Origin of the sequence: Variovorax beijingensis, from assembly GCF_003951285.1 — a bacterium.
GTDB lineage: Bacteria > Pseudomonadota > Gammaproteobacteria > Burkholderiales > Burkholderiaceae_C > Variovorax > Variovorax beijingensis.
The window spans coordinates 457,797-473,883 of record NZ_RXFQ01000002.1 but is presented as its reverse complement, the minus strand read 5'-3'; the positions used below and the strand labels follow the sequence as shown (position 1 = coordinate 473,883).

The 16,087-nt window shown below is 68.2% G+C and carries 15 protein-coding genes; 10 read left to right on the top strand and 5 right to left on the bottom strand.

Going from position 1 to position 16,087, the window contains the following annotated elements; all coding sequences use genetic code 11:
• The first annotated feature begins 17 nt into the window (after positions 1–17).
• From cheA to EJO66_RS05250, 10 genes are all read left to right on the top strand, one after another.
• Positions 18–2,141: a chemotaxis protein CheA gene (gene cheA / locus EJO66_RS05295; protein WP_125964726.1), complete on the top strand. Its 2,124-nt coding sequence runs from the start codon at positions 18–20 to the stop codon at positions 2,139–2,141.
• 26 nt (positions 2,142–2,167) lie between these two features.
• The gene (locus EJO66_RS05290; protein ID WP_125964725.1) at positions 2,168–3,484 is read left to right on the top strand and encodes an EAL and HDOD domain-containing protein; all 1,317 of its coding nucleotides are present in this window, start codon (positions 2,168–2,170) and stop codon (positions 3,482–3,484) included.
• Positions 3,485–3,495: 11 nt separating this feature from the next.
• The gene (locus tag EJO66_RS05285; RefSeq protein WP_124956716.1) at positions 3,496–4,317 is read left to right on the top strand and encodes a CheR family methyltransferase; all 822 of its coding nucleotides are present in this window, start codon (positions 3,496–3,498) and stop codon (positions 4,315–4,317) included.
• Positions 4,314–4,967, top strand: coding sequence for a chemoreceptor glutamine deamidase CheD (cheD, locus tag EJO66_RS05280; RefSeq protein ID WP_124956714.1), 654 nt, complete (start codon positions 4,314–4,316; stop codon positions 4,965–4,967). Before EJO66_RS05285 ends, cheD begins: the two co-directional genes overlap by 4 nt.
• A complete protein-coding gene (locus EJO66_RS05275; protein WP_124956712.1) occupies positions 4,964–6,046 on the top strand; it encodes a protein-glutamate methylesterase/protein-glutamine glutaminase in 1,083 nt (360 codons plus the stop codon). The genes cheD and EJO66_RS05275 overlap by 4 nt, the downstream gene beginning before the upstream one ends.
• Positions 6,047–6,076: 30 nt before the next feature.
• Complete coding sequence (gene cheY, locus EJO66_RS05270) at positions 6,077–6,472, top strand: chemotaxis response regulator CheY (protein ID WP_026284205.1); 396 nt, start codon at positions 6,077–6,079, stop codon at positions 6,470–6,472.
• A gap of 1 nt (position 6,473) precedes the next feature.
• Positions 6,474–7,130 (top strand): protein phosphatase CheZ, encoded by a 657-nt coding sequence (cheZ, locus tag EJO66_RS05265; RefSeq protein WP_124956710.1) that lies wholly within the window; start codon positions 6,474–6,476, stop codon positions 7,128–7,130.
• 78 nt (positions 7,131–7,208) lie between these two features.
• A complete protein-coding gene (locus EJO66_RS05260; RefSeq protein WP_125964731.1) occupies positions 7,209–7,748 on the top strand; it encodes a nucleotidyltransferase family protein in 540 nt (179 codons plus the stop codon).
• A 36-nt stretch (positions 7,749–7,784) separates the two neighbouring features.
• Complete coding sequence (locus tag EJO66_RS05255; protein WP_125964724.1) at positions 7,785–8,213, top strand: GNAT family N-acetyltransferase; 429 nt, start codon at positions 7,785–7,787, stop codon at positions 8,211–8,213.
• Between the two features lie 41 nt (positions 8,214–8,254).
• Positions 8,255–8,707, top strand: coding sequence for a VOC family protein (locus tag EJO66_RS05250; RefSeq protein WP_124956706.1), 453 nt, complete (start codon positions 8,255–8,257; stop codon positions 8,705–8,707).
• 138 nt (positions 8,708–8,845) lie between these two features.
• On the opposite strand, the gene EJO66_RS05245 is transcribed toward EJO66_RS05250, so the two are convergent.
• From EJO66_RS05245 to flhB, 5 genes are read right to left on the bottom strand one after another with little or no spacing between them, the layout of a single operon-like run.
• Complete coding sequence (locus EJO66_RS05245; protein WP_124956704.1) at positions 8,846–9,577, bottom strand: RNA polymerase sigma factor FliA; 732 nt, start codon at positions 9,575–9,577, stop codon at positions 8,846–8,848.
• Positions 9,552–10,451 carry a MinD/ParA family ATP-binding protein gene (locus EJO66_RS05240; RefSeq protein ID WP_124956702.1) on the bottom strand — a complete coding sequence of 300 codons (900 nt, stop codon included), beginning with the start codon at positions 10,449–10,451 and terminating at the stop codon, positions 9,552–9,554. Before EJO66_RS05240 ends, EJO66_RS05245 begins: the two co-directional genes overlap by 26 nt.
• Entirely contained in the window at positions 10,448–12,814 is a 2,367-nt protein-coding gene (gene flhF, locus EJO66_RS05235; protein ID WP_124956700.1) for a flagellar biosynthesis GTPase FlhF, read from the bottom strand. The genes EJO66_RS05240 and flhF overlap by 4 nt, the downstream gene beginning before the upstream one ends.
• A complete protein-coding gene (flhA, locus tag EJO66_RS05230; RefSeq protein ID WP_124956698.1) occupies positions 12,811–14,904 on the bottom strand; it encodes a flagellar biosynthesis protein FlhA in 2,094 nt (697 codons plus the stop codon). The genes flhF and flhA overlap by 4 nt, the downstream gene beginning before the upstream one ends.
• Positions 14,901–16,049, bottom strand: coding sequence for a flagellar biosynthesis protein FlhB (gene flhB, locus EJO66_RS05225; protein WP_124956696.1), 1,149 nt, complete (start codon positions 16,047–16,049; stop codon positions 14,901–14,903). Before flhB ends, flhA begins: the two co-directional genes overlap by 4 nt.
• Between the last annotated feature and the right edge of the window lie 38 nt (positions 16,050–16,087).

The following is a 16,087-nucleotide window of genomic DNA, read 5'->3' as shown; positions in this document are numbered from 1 at the left end:
GCCGGTTCGGAGCAACGATGGATCTCAGTCAGTTCACACAGGCATTTTTTGTCGAAGCCGTCGAGCTTCTGGCACAGATGGAGCAGCTGCTTCTCGAGCTGGACGCCGAGGCGCCCGACAGCGAGCAGCTCAACGCCATCTTCCGTGCCGCGCATTCGATCAAGGGCGGCGCGGCCACCTTCGGCTTCGTTGCGCTGACCGACACCACCCATCTTCTGGAAACCCTGCTGGACCGCGCGCGCCACGGCCAGCTGACGCTGAGCCGCTCGATGATCGATTCATTCCTGGAAACGAAGGACGCCTTGCAAGAACAACTGATCGCCTACCAGGCCGAGAACGAACCCGACCCCGAGCGCGTGGCGCACATCTGCGAGGTGCTGCGCCAGCTGGCGCTGGAGAGCGATGGTGCCCAGGCCGCGCCTGCACCCGCACCCGCACCCGCACCCGCACCCGCACCCGTGCCCGTGCCCGTGCCCGTGCCCGTGTCCGTGTCCGTGCCCGCTGCCTCCGCTGCCTCCGTTGCCTCCGCTGCCTCCGCTGCCTCCGCTGCCGCGGCGTCCGCGCAGGGCGGGGCGCTGCGCATCCGGTTCTCGCGCCTGTCCGACAGCGAATGCGACCTGCTTGCCGACGAACTCGGCAACCTCGGCAAGCTGCTGTCGCGCACGCGCAGCGGCGACCAGCTGACGGTGGTGCTCGACACCAGTTGCGCGCCCGACGACATCGTGGCCGTGTGCTGCTTCGTCATCGACGAGTCGCAGATCGAGATCACGGCCGAGCCCGCTGGCGATGCGGCTCCTGCGGCCGCGCCCATTGCCGCCGCGCCACCAGCACCGGCGGCCGTCGCACCGCAGCCAGCCGCGCCGACGGCCAGCGCGGCACCCAGGCCGGTGTCCGCTTCGGCCGCCGCGGCGGGCGCCAAGGATTCGAGTTCGATCCGTGTCGACGTGGAGAAGGTCGACCAGCTCATCAACCTGGTGGGCGAACTGGTGATCACGCAGTCGATGCTCACGCAGGCCGCCACCATGCTCGACCCGGTGGAATGCGAGCGCTTCCTGAGCGGCCTGGGCCACCTGGAGCGCAACGCGCGCGACCTGCAGGAATCGGTGATGTCGATCCGCATGATGCCGATGGACTATGTGTTCAGCCGCTTCCCGCGCGTGATCCGCGACGTCAGCGCCAAGCTTGGCAAGGAAGTGCGCCTGGACACCTTCGGCAAGGAGACCGAGCTCGACAAGGGCCTGATCGAACGCATCATCGATCCGCTCACGCACCTGGTGCGCAACAGCCTGGACCACGGCATCGAGACGCCGGCGCAGCGCATCGCCAAGGGCAAGGAAGCCGAAGGGCAGCTGCTGCTGTCGGCGCAGCACCATGGCGGCAACATCGTGATCGAGGTCAGCGACGACGGCGCGGGCCTGAACCGCCAGAAGATCCTCGCCAAGGCCATGCAGCAGGGCCTGCCCGTGACCGACACCATGCCCGACGACGAGGTGTGGCAGCTGATCTTCGCGCCGGGCTTCTCCACCGCCGAGCAGGTGACCGACATCTCGGGGCGCGGCGTCGGCATGGACGTGGTCAAGCGCAACATCCAGGAGATGGGCGGGCATGTGGAAATCAGCTCGCGCGAGGGCTGGGGTACCACCACCCGCATCGTGCTGCCGCTCACGCTGGCCATCCTGAACGGCATGTCGGTCAAGGTGGGCAGCGAGGCCTACATCCTGCCGCTGAGCTACGTGATCGAGTCGCTGCAGCCGCGCACGGAGCACCTGCACTCGATCACCAGCGACGGCCATGTGATCAAGGTGCGCGGTGAATACCTGCCGCTGATCGAGCTGCACGGCGTGTTCGACGTGGCCGGCGCGCAGACCGATCCGACCCAGGGAATATTGGTGATCGTGCAGGCCGGCGAGACGCGCTTCGCGCTCCTGGTGGACGAGCTGCTCGGCCAGCACCAGGTGGTGGTCAAGAACCTGGAGACCAACTACCGCAAGGTGCCGGGCATCTCGGCCGCGACGATCCTGGGCGACGGCAGCGTGGCCTTCATCATCGACGTCGATGCCATGCCGCGCATCCAGCGTGCGCATGTGGAGCGCGCCACCGTGCTGGCCCGCGCGGCCCGCACGGAGCCGGTCGCGGCCTGACAGATACAACCCACGGAGACGATGCAATGCGTTTTGATTTTTTCCGGCGCGCCGCGGCCGAGGAAACGCCCGCAGCCCAAGGGGCCCGAGGCCTGGCGATGCCGCGCAATGCAGAGGGCTACGTGGCCTACACCTTGCTGCTCGATGCGCACAAGCGCGTTGCAGGCTACAAGCTCGCCTGGCGCGCGGCGGCCAGGCCCGAAGAAGCTCCGGATGCGATCAGCCAGTTCAAGTCGCTCGTGGCCTGCGTGACCGAGCACCTCAACCCGCCGGACACGCCATGGCGGCTGGGGCGCAGCGAACTGTTCTTCGATGTGAACGCAGAGGCGCTGGCGCTGGGCGCATTGCAATCGCTGCCGCCCGAGTACACCGTGCTCTGCCTGGAGCTCGGCGACCTGGCCAACGAGGAGCTGCGGCCGATCCTGCACTTCCTGCACGAGCAGGGGTTCAGCTTCATGCTGTGCCGCGCCACGGCGCTGCCCGAAGATCCCGAGCTGCTCGGCCTGGTGAGCCATTTCGACGTGGGTGCCGGTGATCCCCTGCTCGTTGCGGCCGCGCGCGGCAAGGAACAGCCGGACCACATGCCGATCCAGCCGATCGCCACGCGCATGGCCTCGTGGAAAGACTTCGAGGCCTGCGCCGCGCGCCGCATCGACGTGTTCGCCGATGCGAGCTGCGGCCTGCCGCCGCCGCCTGCGGCGAGCACCGGCGGCCACGCGCTGCAGCCCGAATCGGTGCTGATCATGCGGCTCCTGCAGATGATCCAGCGCAACGAGGACCTGCGCGAGATCGAGGCCGCCCTCAAGCGCGATGCCGCGCTTACCTACCGGCTGCTGCGCCACATGAATTCGCCAGCCGTGGGTGCGGGCGTCGAGATCCATTCGCTGCACCATGCGGTGACGATGCTCGGCTATTCGCCGCTGTTCCGCTGGCTCTCGCTGCTGCTGGCCACGAGCAACCCCATGGGCAGCCCGCCCTTCATGATGAAGAGGGCCATCATGCGCGGCCGCTTCGTCGAGCTGATGGGCGAGATCATGCTGCCGCGGGGCGAGTCGGACAACCTGTTCGTGGTCGGCATGTTCTCGCTGATCGACCAGCTGCTGGGCATTCCGATGCAGGAGGTGCTCAACAAGGTGCAGCTTTCCGATTCGGTCCAGCAGGCCATCCTCACGCGCGGCGGCGTGTACGGCCCCTTCCTCTCGCTGGCCGAGGCCTGTGAGCTGGACACCGGCGAGGCGGCGCGCCTGGCGGAGGCGCTGCTCCTGAGCGCCGGCCAGGTGAATGCCGCGCATCTGTCGGCACTGGCCTGGTCGCAGGACGTGACCCCGGTCGAAGCGGCCTAGCGAGCACGCGCATGGACTCCGAATTCCTCTTCACCGACGGCGACTTCTCGCGCATTCGCACGCTCATCCACCGGCGCGCCGGCATCGCGCTGGGCGAGCACAAGCGGCAGATGGTGTACAGCCGGCTCTCGCGCCGGTTGCGCGAGCTCGGGCTGCCCGAATTTTCAGCCTATCTGGCCATGCTGGAAGACAGCCGCGACGGCCAGGAGTGGCAGCTGTTCATCAACTCGCTGACCACCAACCTGACTTCGTTCTTCCGCGAGGCGCACCACTTTCCGGTGCTTGCGGAGCTGGCGCGCAAGTGCACCCAGCCGCTCACCGTCTGGTGCGCGGCCGCATCGACCGGAGAGGAACCTTATTCGATCGCGATCACGCTGATGGAGGCGCTCGGCGAGCGTGCGAGCGCAGCGCGCGTGATTGCCACCGACATCGACACCGCGGTACTGGCTCGCGCTTCGGCCGGCATCTTCACGATGGAGCAGGCCAACCGCATGTCCACCGACCGCCTGCGGCGCTTCTTCAACAAGGGCACGGGCGCGAACGCCGGCAAGGTGCGGGTGCGCCCCGAGGTGGCCGCCATGGTCAAGTTCTCGCGGCTCAACCTGCTCGATACGTCATGGCCCGTGAAGGAGCCGGTGGACGCGATCTTCTGCCGCAACGTGATGATCTATTTCGACAAGCCCACGCAGAAGAAGCTGCTCGACCGCTTCATGCCGCTGCTCAAGCCGCACGGCCTGCTGTTCGCGGGGCATTCGGAGAACGCCTCGCTGGTCAACCAGAGCTTCAAGACGGTCGGGCAGACGGTGTACGCGCTGGGCAAGGCGCGTGCATGAACACCCATGCGAACACCAATCTTGCTGCGCAGAAGGGCTTCCTGCCCGCGGCCGTGCCGGGTTCGGTGGCCACGCACCACTACTTCGACCGCGACTTCGATTGCGCCGCGGTCAAGCTGCTGCCGGCGGAGTACTACGTGACCGACGCCGGCGTTCTCTTGACGACGGTGCTGGGCTCCTGCGTGGCCGCCTGCATCACCGACGTGGAGGCGGGCGTGGCGGGCATGAACCATTTCATGCTGCCCGACGACGCCGAGGCGGGCTCGCGCGAGCAGGCCGGCGCCATGCGCTACGGCGCCCATGCGATGGACGTGCTGATCGCCGAGCTGCTGCGCGCGGGCGCGCGCCGCGAACGGCTCAAGGCCAAGGTCTTCGGCGGCGCCGCAGTGCTGGCGAACATGACCATGCTCAACATCGGCGGGCGCAATGCCGATTTCGTCCTGCGCTACCTCGAGAAGCAGCGCATCGCCGTCGCCGCGCAGGACCTGCGCGGCCTGCATGCGCGCCGCGTGTGCCTGCTGCCAGCGAGCGGCAAGGCCGTGGTGCGCAAGCTGCGCGCGCCGGTCGACATCCAGGCGGTCCAGCGCGACGAGGGCGAACTGCTGCGCAAATGGTCTGCCACATACGGCAAGGGAAGCTGGATCGCATGAAGAAAATCAAGGTACTTTGCGTCGACGACTCGGCGCTGATCCGCAGCGTGATGACCGAGATCATCAACAGCCAGGCCGACATGACGGTGGTCGGCACCGCGGCCGATCCGCTGCAGGCGCGCGACCTCATCAAGGTGACGAACCCCGATGTGCTCACGCTCGACGTCGAGATGCCGCGCATGGACGGCCTCGAATTCCTCGAGAAACTCATGCGCCTGCGGCCGATGCCGGTGGTCATGGTGTCGTCGCTGACCGAGCGCGGCTCGGAGATTGCGCTGCGTGCGCTGGAGCTGGGCGCGATCGATTTCGTGACCAAGCCGCGGCTCGGCGTGCGCGACGGCCTGCTGCAATACACCGAGCTCATCGCCGGCAAGATCCGCACGGCCGCCGCGGCGCGGCTGCTGCCGGGCCGGCACGGCGCCTCGGCCAAGGGCGCGGCGGACGGCGATCCGCAGGAGCCGCTGCTGCGCAGTCCGCTCCTGAGCACCGAGAAGCTCATCATCATCGGCGCCTCCACCGGCGGAACCGAGGCCATCCGCGAGGTGCTGCTGCCGCTGCCGCCCGATGCGCCCGCGGTGCTCATCGCGCAGCACATGCCGGCCGGCTTCACGCGCTCGTTCGCGCAGCGCCTGAACGGCCTGTGCCGCATCACCGTGAAGGAAGCCGAGCATGGCGAACGCGTGCTGCCGGGCTACGCCTACATCGCGCCCGGCGGCTTTCACCTGTCGCTCGGGCGAAGCGGCGCCAACTACGTGGCGCAGCTCGACCAGGAGCCGCCGGTGAATCGCCATCGGCCGTCGATCGACGTGCTGTTCGATTCGGCCGCCAGGCACGCCGGCAAGAACGCGATCGGAATGATCCTCACGGGCATGGGCAGGGACGGCGCCGAAGGCCTGCTGCGCATGAAGCGGGCCGGCGCCTACACCTTCGCGCAGGACGAGGCCAGCTGCGTGGTCTTCGGCATGCCGCGCGAGGCCATCGCCTTGGGCGCCGCCGATGAAGTGGCGCCGCTGGGAGAGATGGGGCGCCGCGTGCTGGCCCATCTGCGCACTTTCGGCGAACGCACGAACCGGGTTTGAAAAACGAACTGTTGGAGTTGAAGAATCGTGATTGACAAGAGCATCAAAATTTTGGTCGTGGACGACTTTCCGACCATGCGGCGCATCGTGCGCAACCTGCTGAAGGAACTCGAGTTCCTCAACGTCGACGAAGCCGAGGACGGCGCGGCCGGCATCGAGAAGCTGCGCGGCGGCAACTTCGGCTTCGTGGTGTCGGACTGGAACATGCCCAACATGGACGGCCTCACCATGCTGCAGACCATCCGCGCCGATCCCGAGCTGGCCAAGCTGCCGGTGCTGATGGTCACGGCCGAGGCCAAGAAGGAGAACATCATTGCGGCCGCGCAGGCCGGCGCCAACGGCTATGTGGTCAAGCCCTTCACGGCGGCCACGCTCGAGGAAAAGATCACCAAGATCTTCGAGAAGCTCCAGAAAGAGGCGGCCTGACATGACACACGCTGCGCTCGAACCCGCGGAGCACGGGAACACGGCCGAAGAGTTGCTCGGGCGCATCGGGCAGCTGACCCGGCAATTGCGCGAAGGCCTGCGCGAGCTGGGGCTGGACAAGCAGGTGGCCAAGGCCGCGCAAGCCATTCCCGATGCACGCGACCGCCTGGGCTACATCGCCTCCATGACCGAGCGGGCGGCGCACCGGGCGCTCAACGCCATCGACCTGGCGCAGCCGCTGCAGGAAGACCTCGCAAGCAACGCCAAGGGCCTCAGCCGGCGCTGGGACGAATGGTTTGCGAACCCGGTCGAGCTGGACCATGCGCGCCAGCTCGTGATGGACACGCGCGGCTATCTGCAGGACGTGCCGCAGAAGGCCGGCGCCATCAACACGCAGCTGATCGAGATCCTGATGGCGCAGGACTTCCAGGACCTCACGGGCCAGGTCATCAAGAAGATGATGGAAGTGGTCAACGACGTCGAGACGCAGCTGCTGCAGGTGCTGATCGACAACTCGCACCTCGACAAGCACGCCGAGAAGCGCCACGAGGCCGAAGCCAGCAGCCTGCAGAACGGTCCGCAGGTGGTGCCGGGCAACCCGGAGGCCGTGACGGGCCAGGCGCAGGTGGACGACCTGCTGGAGAGCCTCGGGTTCTGAGGCTGTGCGGGTCCGCCGGCTTACCATCGGGGCATGACTTCCGGCCCCCAGGCAGACCACGAGCAGAGGCTTGCCGCCATGGTGGCGGCATCGGACGAGTTGATGGCCGCACTGCGAGCCGTGCGCTCGCTCGGGCTGCGGTCCTGGTGCATTGGCGCCGGCGCCATCCAGTCCCTGGTGTGGGACATCCTTCATGGGTTCGATCGGCGCTCGGCCGTCGAAGACCTGGATGTCGTCTACTTCGACGCGAAGGCCGGTCCGGAGCACGATGCCGGCCTCGAGAATCGGCTTCATGCGGCCATGCCAGGCTTTCGTTGGGAAGTGACGAATCAGGCGGGCGTGCACCGCTGGCTTGCCGGCGCCCTCGGCCAGGTGGTGCCTCCTCTCGCATCGCTGGAAGAAGGCGTTGCGACCTGGCCGGAGTTTGCAACCTGCGTCGGCGTCTGGCTGAACGAGGATGAATCGCTGGGCGTGGTCGCGCCGCATGGACTCGATGACCTGTTCGCGCTGCGTGTCCGGCACAACCCCCTGCGGGCAAGCCTTGCGACCTACCGGCAGCGGGTTGCGGCAAAACGGTTCGGCGAGCGGTGGCCGCGGCTTGCGATCGAGATGGGCTGAAGGGACAGGATGCGGCCAGCAGCCGACTTTCCATTCATGAACAACTTCGAGATCTACACCCCCACGGCCGAGGAAGTGCACTCGGGCGAGCTGGGTCGCCGCATGCGCCAGTTCAACTACCGGTTTGTCGGCGAATACGGACAAGTGCAGCCGGTCTGGCTCAGCGCGAAAGACCAGGGCGGCGCGCTCATAGGCGGCCTGCGCGGATTTGTATTCCTGCACTGGCTGAACGTGGAGTTGCTGTTCGTGGACGATGCAGCGAGGCACCAGGGCGTGGGACGCAGGCTGCTCGCCGTGGCGGAACAGAAAGCCCGCGAGCTGGGCGCCCGCAACGCGACGCTGAACACATTCGAGTGGCAGGCCCGCGCGTTCTACCTCAAGCAGGGGTACGAAGAGTTCGGACGCATCGACGACTACATTCAGGGCTTCTACATGGCGTACATGAAGAAGGCGCTGGCGCCATAGCGGCTCCGAATGCCTGCTTTTAAAGTGAGGAGAGGAAGGATATGACGCTCAAACGCATGGACAACGTCCTTATCGTTGTCGACGATCTTGAAGCGACCAAGGCCTTCTTCATCGAACTGGGTCTCAAGCTCGAGGGCGAAACGACCGTGGAAGGGCCCTTGGTTGGACAACTGATCGGGCTCGAGGATGTCCGCGCCACCCTGGCGATGATGCGCACGCCCGACGGACAGGGCATCGAGCTGGACAAGTTCCATACGCCCAACGCGGTCAGGTTTGGTCCCGTGGACCAGCCGGTGAACACGCTGGGCATCCGCCGCATCATGTTCGCCGTCGATGACATCGGCGCCGTCGTCGCGCGCATGCGCGCCCACGGGGCCGAGATCATTGGCGAGATGCAGTACGGGGCCACCTACCGCCTGGCCTACATCCGCGGACCCGAGGGCATCATCGTCGGGCTCGCCGAGCAGCTCGGCGCAGGCGCGCCTGGCGCATAGCCCCGCCATCGAGCGGCCGCCCATGCCAGATTCGGGCGAGGCCAGCCTGGCAAGGGGCACAGTGCACTTCGCCTTGAACTTTCATCACTGTTTGACGGACCGCGTGATGTGGAAGCGTCGTCGTGCGGGCAGAAATGCTTAGAGCGAATCCTTCAACTTCGCCCGCAGCCGGCTGATCGCCTGGCTGTGCAGCTGGCACACGCGCGACTGCGTCACTTCCAGGATCGCGCCGATCTCGCGCAGGTTCAGCTCTTCCTCGTAGTAGAGGTTCAGCAGCAGCTGGTCGCGTTCGGGCAGCGCGGCAATCGCATCGACGAGCTCATGGCGGAAACCCGCTTCGAGCAGCTGTGCGAGCGGATCGTCGCCGCCAAGCCGGGCGTCGGCCTGCGCCTGGCGCTCGAGCCAGGGGTTTTCGGATTCGCCGTCCTGTGCGAAGTCTTCCACGTAGAGCAGCTGGCAGCCCTGGATGTCCTGCAGCAGCGACTGGTAGTCGTCCAGCTCCATCTTCAGTTCCCTGGCGATCTCTCCTTCGCTGGCGGAGCGGCCGAGCCGGTGTTCCAGCGCCTGGATGGCCTGTTCCACCTTGCGCGCCGATTGGCGCAGGCCGCGCGAGCCCCAGTCGTTCGCGCGCAATTCGTCGAGCATGGCGCCGCGGATGCGCTGGCTGGCAAAGGTCTCGAACTGAGCGCCGCGGTTGTCCTGGTAGCGCGTGGACGCGTCGAGCAAGCCGATCATGCCGGCCTGGATCAGGTCGTCGAGCTCCACGCTGGCGGGCAGCTTGGCCAGCATCTGGAGCGCCATGCGGCGCACCATCGGCTGGTGCTGCTTCAGCAGGTGGGACTTTTCAATGGTTCCCTGCGCGGTGTACACGGCCGTCCCTTTCTTCCGTCTCTTGCTCTTGTGCCGTCGCGGGCTCCGGCGCCAGCGCCTCGGGCCGCCAGAGCGCGGTCCGGTTGTCCTGCGGCCGCACGGTCGGGCGCCAGGGCCACTGCGCGACCGCGGCGGCGATGACGCGGAAATCCACGGCCGCCGGGCTGGCCGGGAAGGCCTCCACCACGGTGCGGGCGAGGCGCCTGGCATCGGCCAGGTGCGGGTCGGCGCGGACCCAGCCGGCCGGCTGTATGGAAACCGCCAGGTAGCGGCTGCCGGTGTCGACCAGGTTGGCCATGGTCTGGCGCGCGGCCTCGGGGTCGGCCACGCCATTGACCAGCAGGCGAAGCTGCCGCAGCGCGTGCGCGTAGTGCAGCCGCTTGATGCCCGAATAGGTGGCGGTGATGGAAGCCGGGTGGGGCTGCAGCACCACCACCAGCTCGTCCGCCAGCCGCGCGAGCGGCGACAGGTTGCCGACGGCGTCGAGCGCCGCATCGACCAGGATCATGCTGCCGTCCCAGAGCAGGCGCGGGTCGGTGTGGTCGGGCTGCCCGCCGAGCGGCGCCGGCAGCACGTGCACGCCGCACTCGGCGCGCGCGGCGGCGCCCTCGCAGGTCAGCCGCTGCGAGGCGACGTCGGCCAGCGTTCCGAGCGGATCGGCGGCCCATGCCGCACACGCCGTATCCGGCCCTGGCCTGTGCTCGTCGAGCAGCAGCACGTCCTTGCCCATGTGGGCCAGTGCGGCAGCCAGGTTCATGGCCGCCGTGGTGGCGCCCGGCCGGTTGCCCATGCTTGCGATCGCGATGATGCGCGCCGATGGCTGCGCAAGCAGCCGCCGCAGCCCATCGGCTTGATCCGACACCAGCTTGCTCACGTGTCCAGCGCCTCCAGCAGGAAGAACAGCTTGCCCATGCCGGCATACAGCACGTTGCCCGACACGGGGCGGCCGGGCCGCGCGGGCCGGCCGGTCAGCTGCGACAACAGCGCGCGGGTGCGGCCGGCCCAGTCGCCGTTTGCCTGCTGCAGGCGCCAGACGGTGGTGGTCACCTGGCCTGCGATGAGCAGGCGCTTCATCATGTGCGGATCGCCCGCCTCGCCGAGGCCGCCCAGCACCGAGAGGCCCTGGCGAAGCAGGCGCAGGCAGGGCTCGGCCTCGGCGGCCCAGCCCTGCCACTGCGCGAGCTGCTGCGGTCCGATGTCGCGGCCGATGTTGGTGAGCGCATAGCTCTGCGCCAGCACCTTGTGGCTGCGCGCATCGGTCAGGCGCGTGGCAATGCAACGAAGGCCGGGCAGGCCGCCGTCGCTGCGCAGCGTGACCCGGGCCTCGGCCACCGATTGCAGCGCGGCACGGCCCTTGAAGACCACGGCGCGCGCATCGCCGAAATTGAAGTCCAGGCCGGTCAGCGTGGCGTATTCGCCGGTGCGCGGATCGGTCACCGCCGTGGAGCCCGGTGCGCGCGCCATCCATTGCTGGCGCTGCACCTGCCACTGCAGCATGAGCTCGGCCGCGGGCAGCCGCGGCAGCATGTGCACCACGGCCTTGCCGAAGTCCTGCTGGCGCAGCCACTGCACCTGCCGCACGCCGGGCTTGCGCGTGGGGTCGGTGGCGTTGCGGGTCGCGGCGGTGGAGAGCCACTGGTTGGGCGCCGCGAGCGGTTGTCCGCCGCGGTCGGACAAGAGCAGGCTGCCCTGGCACTGGTAGGCGTCGCCGCCTTCGTCGGACTTGAGCCCGACCTGGCCGCTGAGCGCCAGCACGTGCGTGTCGCAGCTTGCGCTGATCTCGCTCGCGGCATGCGCCATGAGCGCCTGCAGCACCGCCTTGTGGCCGATGTCCTCGTCGGCGGCCATCCGCCAGAGTGCGCGCGCCTGCTCGAAGCCGAGCGGCGCGGCCGCCAGCGCCGACGCCGCGGCGGCCACTTCCTGCGCGTCGTGCGCCATGGCGCGGATCAGCTGGCGGTATTGCAGCCGCTGGCGTTCGGCCTCCGCGTGGGCCGCGGAGGCTTCGGCATTCGCCGATCCGTCCTGCAGGTCGCCTTCGCCGGGCACGAACAGCGCGCTGCGGCTGTTGGCCTGGAACGCGCTGTCCACCAGCTGGGCGCGGTCGGCGCGCATCAGGTTCTCGGGCACCTTCTGGCCGCTCGAGACGTAGTGCACCGGCAGGCGGTGGCGGATCACGGTGTCGATCAGCGCGCCGGGGTGCGTGGCCTCGTCGACCTTGGTGAAGATGCAGCCCGCGAGATCGCTGCCGCCGCCGTGGCGGTAGGCGTGCACCACCTCGTTGAGCGTGTCGCCGTGGCTGGTGGCGTTGAGCAGCAGCAGCCGCTTCACGGGCCGCTGGCTGCTGCAGAGCATGGCGATCTGGTCGGACACCGCGCGGTCGCGCTGGCTCATGCCCACGGTGTCGATCAGCACCATGTGCTTGCCCTGCAGGTCCTGCAGCACCAGGTGCAGGTCGGCCGCGTCCTTCACGGCATAGACCGGCACGTTGAGGATCTGGCCGTAGATGCGCAGCTGCTCGTAGGCGCCGATGCGGTAGCTGTCGGTAGTGACGAGCGCGAGCTTGTCGGCGCCGAAGCGCATCACGCAGCGCGCCGCGAGCTTGGCCGTGGTGGTGGTCTTGCCGACGCCGGTGGGGCCCATCAGCGCATAGACGCCGCCCTGCGCCAGCAGCGCGTCCTCGTCCTCGTGCACCGGCAGCGTGCGGATCAGTTCGGAGCGCACGAAGGCCATGCCCTGGGCATAGCTCTGGCCCGTGGGCAGGTGCTCCAGCATGGCCTTGGAGAGGCGGGCGCTGAAGCCGGCGCCCAGCAGAGTGCGCAACAGGCGCCCGCGCATCGGATCGCGCCGCTGCTTCTCGTTCCAGGCCACGCCGGCCAGTTGCTCCTCGATCATGCAGCGCATCGAATGGAGTTCGCCGAGCACGCTGTCCGCGGCCAGGGGCGCGGGGACTGCGGCAGGCGCTGCGATGGGTCCTGAGACGGGGGCAATGGCGGGCGCCGGAGCGGCCATGGCTGCCGTCAATGGCTGGGGTGTCGGCGGCGCGGCAGCGGCGCTCGCACGCACGCCTTCCACGTCTTCCTGCACCATGGCCACGATCTCAACGCCTTCGGCGGTCACGCGGTTGGTCAGCACGATGGCTTCGTCGCCGAGTGCCTGGCGCGCCAGGCGCAGCGCTTCCCGGCTGGTGGGCGCGACGAACTTGCGCGCGCTGGTGCGGACGTCTGTCGGGATGTTCAAACTCTTCCTCCGATGGTGGCGGTGATCTTGATGTTGCGGGTGTCAGGAATCTCCGCATGGGAGAGAACCTTGAGCTGGCGGAAGCTGCGGCGCAGGAAGCGCGAGAGCAGCACGCGCAGCGAATGCTGGACGACCAGCACCGGCGCCAGGCCCAGCTGTTCCTGGCGCGCGATGGCGGCGCGGGTCTGCTGCATCAGGCTGTTGGCCAAGCCGGGCTCGATGCCGTTGTTGTTGGTGAGCGCCTGCTGCAGCACGCCGTCGAGCGCGCCGTCCAGGCCGATCACCTGCAGTTCGGAATCGCCCGGGAACAGCTGCTGCGTGATCGCGCGGCCGAGCGCCAGGCGCGTGAGCGAGGTGAGTTCGGCCGCGTCCTTGACGGTGGGCGCATGCTCGGCCATCACGTCGAGGATGGTGCGCATGTCGCGGATCGGCACTTCTTCGTCGAGCAGGTTCTGCAGCACCTTGTGCAGCGTGCTCAGCGAGATGATCTTGGGCACCAGGTCCTCGGTGAGCTTGGGCGCGGTCTTGCCGATCTGGTCGAGCAGCTGCTGCACTTCCTGGCGGCCGAGCAGCTCGGCGGCGTGGGTCTGGATCAGGTGGTTCAGGTGCGTGGCCATCACCGTGCAGGCATCGACCACCGTGTAGCCGAGCACCTGTGCCTCCTGGCGCAGGCTGGCGTCGATCCACACCGCGGGCAGGTGGAAGGCGGGGTCCTGCGTCGGCGTGCCGGGCAGCGTGCCGCTCACCTGGCCGGGGTTGATGGCCATCCACTGGTTGGGGAAGGCCTCGCCGCGGCCGATCTCCACGCCTTTCAGGCTGATCACGTAGGTGTTGGGCGCGATCTCCAGGTTGTCGCGGATGTGGACCACCGGCGCCAGGAAGCCGATCTCCTGGGCCACCTTCTTGCGGATGCTCTTGATGCGGCCCAGCAGCTCGCCGTTCTGGGTCTGGTCCACCAGCGGGATCAGCCGGTAGCCGACCTCCATGCCGAGCGGGTCGACCAGTGCCACATCGTCCCAGGTCGCTTCGGGCGCCTCGGCCGAGGGCATGGCCGCGGCCTGGGCTGCGGCGGCCTGCTCGGCAGCGGCCTGCGGCGCGCGCTTGAGCATGCGCCGGCCCAGCCATGCGAGGCCGCCCGCGATCAGCAGGAAGGCCAGGTTCGGCATGCCGGGGATCATCCCCATCAGCCCGATCAGGCCGGCCGTCAGAAAGAGCACCTGCGGATTGGAGAACAGCTGGCCGGTCAGCTGCCGGCCCACGTCTTCGTCGGTGGTGACGCGCGAGACGATCACGCCCGCGGCGGTCGAGATCACCAGCGCCGGAATCTGCGCCACCAGGCCGTCGCCGATGGCCAGCAGCGTGTAGGTCGTGGCGGCGGTGCCGAAGTCCAGGCCATGCTGGACCATCCCGACCACCAGACCGCCGATGATGCTGATCACCATGATCAGCAGGCCGGCGATCGCGTCGCCGCGCACGAACTTGCTGGCGCCGTCCATCGAACCGTAGAAGTCGGCTTCCTGCGCGACTTCCTGGCGGCGCTTGCGCGCCACGTCCTCGCCGATCAGGCCGGCGTTCAGGTCGGCGTCGATCGCCATCTGCTTGCCCGGCATCGCGTCGAGCATGAAGCGCGCGCCCACCTCGGCGATGCGCCCCGCGCCCTTGGTGATCACCATGAAGTTGATCAGCACCAGGATGATGAACACCATCACGCCGACCGCGAAGTTGCCGCCCACCAGGAAATGGCCGAAGGCCTCGATCACCTTGCCCGCCGCGTCCGGCCCGGTGTGGCCGTGCATCAGCACCACGCGCGTGGAGGCCACGTTGAGCGACAGGCGCAGCAGCGTGGAGAACAGCAGCACGGCCGGGAAGGCCGCGAAGTCCAGCGCCTTCATGGTGTACATGCTCACCAGCAGGACCATCACCGACATCGCGATGTTGAAGGTGAACAGCAGGTCCAGCAGGAAGGGCGGCAGCGGCAGCACCATCATGCTCAGGATCAGCACGATCAGGATGGGGCCGGCAAGGCCCTTCCACTGGGTGCCGGAGAACAGTTGCGCCTGCAGGCGCGTAAAGGTGGCCATGGCGTTCATGCGGCGGCGGTCTTCGGCGAGTATTCGAGCGATTCGGGGATCGGCAGGTCGGCCGGCGTGCGCGGCGCTTCGCCGCCTTCGCTTTGCCAGCGCTTGAGCTGGTAGACCCAGGCCAGCACCTCGGCCACCGCGGTGTAGAGGCCGGCCGGGATCTCGTCGCCGAGCCGGGTGTGCTTGAAGAGCGCGCGCGTGAGCGGCGGCGCCTCGAGGATCGCCACGTTGTTCTCGCGCGCGATCTCGCGGATGCGCGCGGCCATCAGGTCGCTGCCCTTGGCCACCACGCGCGGCGCGCGCATGTCCTGGTCCACATACTTGAGCGCCACCGCGAAGTGCGTGGGGTTGGTCACCACGATGTCGGCCTTCGGCACCTCGGACATCATCCGCCGGCGCGCCATCTGCTGTTGCTGGCGGCGGATCTGCGCCTTGATGTGCGGATCGCCCTCGCTCTCCTTGTGTTCCTTGCGCAGGTCTTCGCGCGACATGCGCAGCTTGCGGTGGTAGCTCCACAGCTGGTAGGGAACGTCGGCCAGCGCCACCAGGAACAGCGCGGAGGCAATCAGTGCGCAGTTGTGCGCCACCAGCACGATCATCTGCGGCAGCGCGGCGCGCTCCGATTGCGCCATCAGCGCGGAGACCTCGTCCACGTTGCCCATGATCACCAGCCAGGCCACGCCGCCGATCAGCAGCGACTTGGCCAGCGCCTTGAACAGCTCCGACAGGGCCTGCGCCGAAAACATGCGGCCCACGCCGGCCACCGGATCGAGCTTGCTGAACTTGGGCGCCAGGGCCTTGGCCGAGAGCAGCCAGCCGCCGAGCATCAGCGGCGCCGCCACGGCCGCCACCAGCATCATGCCGAACAGCGGTGCAAGCGCGAGCAGCGCCTGCTGGCCCATGAACCCGGCGCGCGCCAGCATGTGGGAAGGATCGAACGCCGCGGCGCGGTCGAAGTGCAAGCCCTGGGCCAGCGCGCCACGCAGGATGGCACCGAGCGAATCCGCCGTGAGCCACAGGCCGGCAACGGCGGTGCCCAGCAGCACGAAGGTCGCCAATTCGCGCGACCGCGCCACGTCCCCTTCCTCGCGGGCCTTTTCGAGGCGCTGCGGTGAGGCGGGTTCGGTTTTTTCGAGGTCGCTTTCTTCAGCCATTGATGCTCCGGGCGAGCGTTGGCGACAGCACGCCTGCT

Bases quoted from the DNA above. Each gene is read 5' to 3' on its own strand.
- cheA (WP_125964726.1), top strand. From the start codon at position 18: ATGGATCTCAGTCAGTTCACACAGGCATTTTTTGTCGAAGCCGTCGAG.
- EJO66_RS05290 (WP_125964725.1), top strand. From the start codon at position 2,168: ATGCGTTTTGATTTTTTCCGGCGCGCCGCGGCCGAGGAAACGCCCGCA.
- EJO66_RS05285 (WP_124956716.1), top strand. From the start codon at position 3,496: ATGGACTCCGAATTCCTCTTCACCGACGGCGACTTCTCGCGCATTCGC.
- cheD (WP_124956714.1), top strand. From the start codon at position 4,314: ATGAACACCCATGCGAACACCAATCTTGCTGCGCAGAAGGGCTTCCTG.
- EJO66_RS05275 (WP_124956712.1), top strand. From the start codon at position 4,964: ATGAAGAAAATCAAGGTACTTTGCGTCGACGACTCGGCGCTGATCCGC.
- cheZ (WP_124956710.1), top strand. From the start codon at position 6,474: ATGACACACGCTGCGCTCGAACCCGCGGAGCACGGGAACACGGCCGAA.
- EJO66_RS05260 (WP_125964731.1), top strand. From the start codon at position 7,209: ATGGTGGCGGCATCGGACGAGTTGATGGCCGCACTGCGAGCCGTGCGC.
- EJO66_RS05255 (WP_125964724.1), top strand. From the start codon at position 7,785: ATGAACAACTTCGAGATCTACACCCCCACGGCCGAGGAAGTGCACTCG.
- EJO66_RS05250 (WP_124956706.1), top strand. From the start codon at position 8,255: ATGACGCTCAAACGCATGGACAACGTCCTTATCGTTGTCGACGATCTT.
- flhA (WP_124956698.1), bottom strand. From the start codon at position 14,904: ATGAACGCCATGGCCACCTTTACGCGCCTGCAGGCGCAACTGTTCTCC.
- flhB (WP_124956696.1), bottom strand. From the start codon at position 16,049: ATGGCTGAAGAAAGCGACCTCGAAAAAACCGAACCCGCCTCACCGCAG.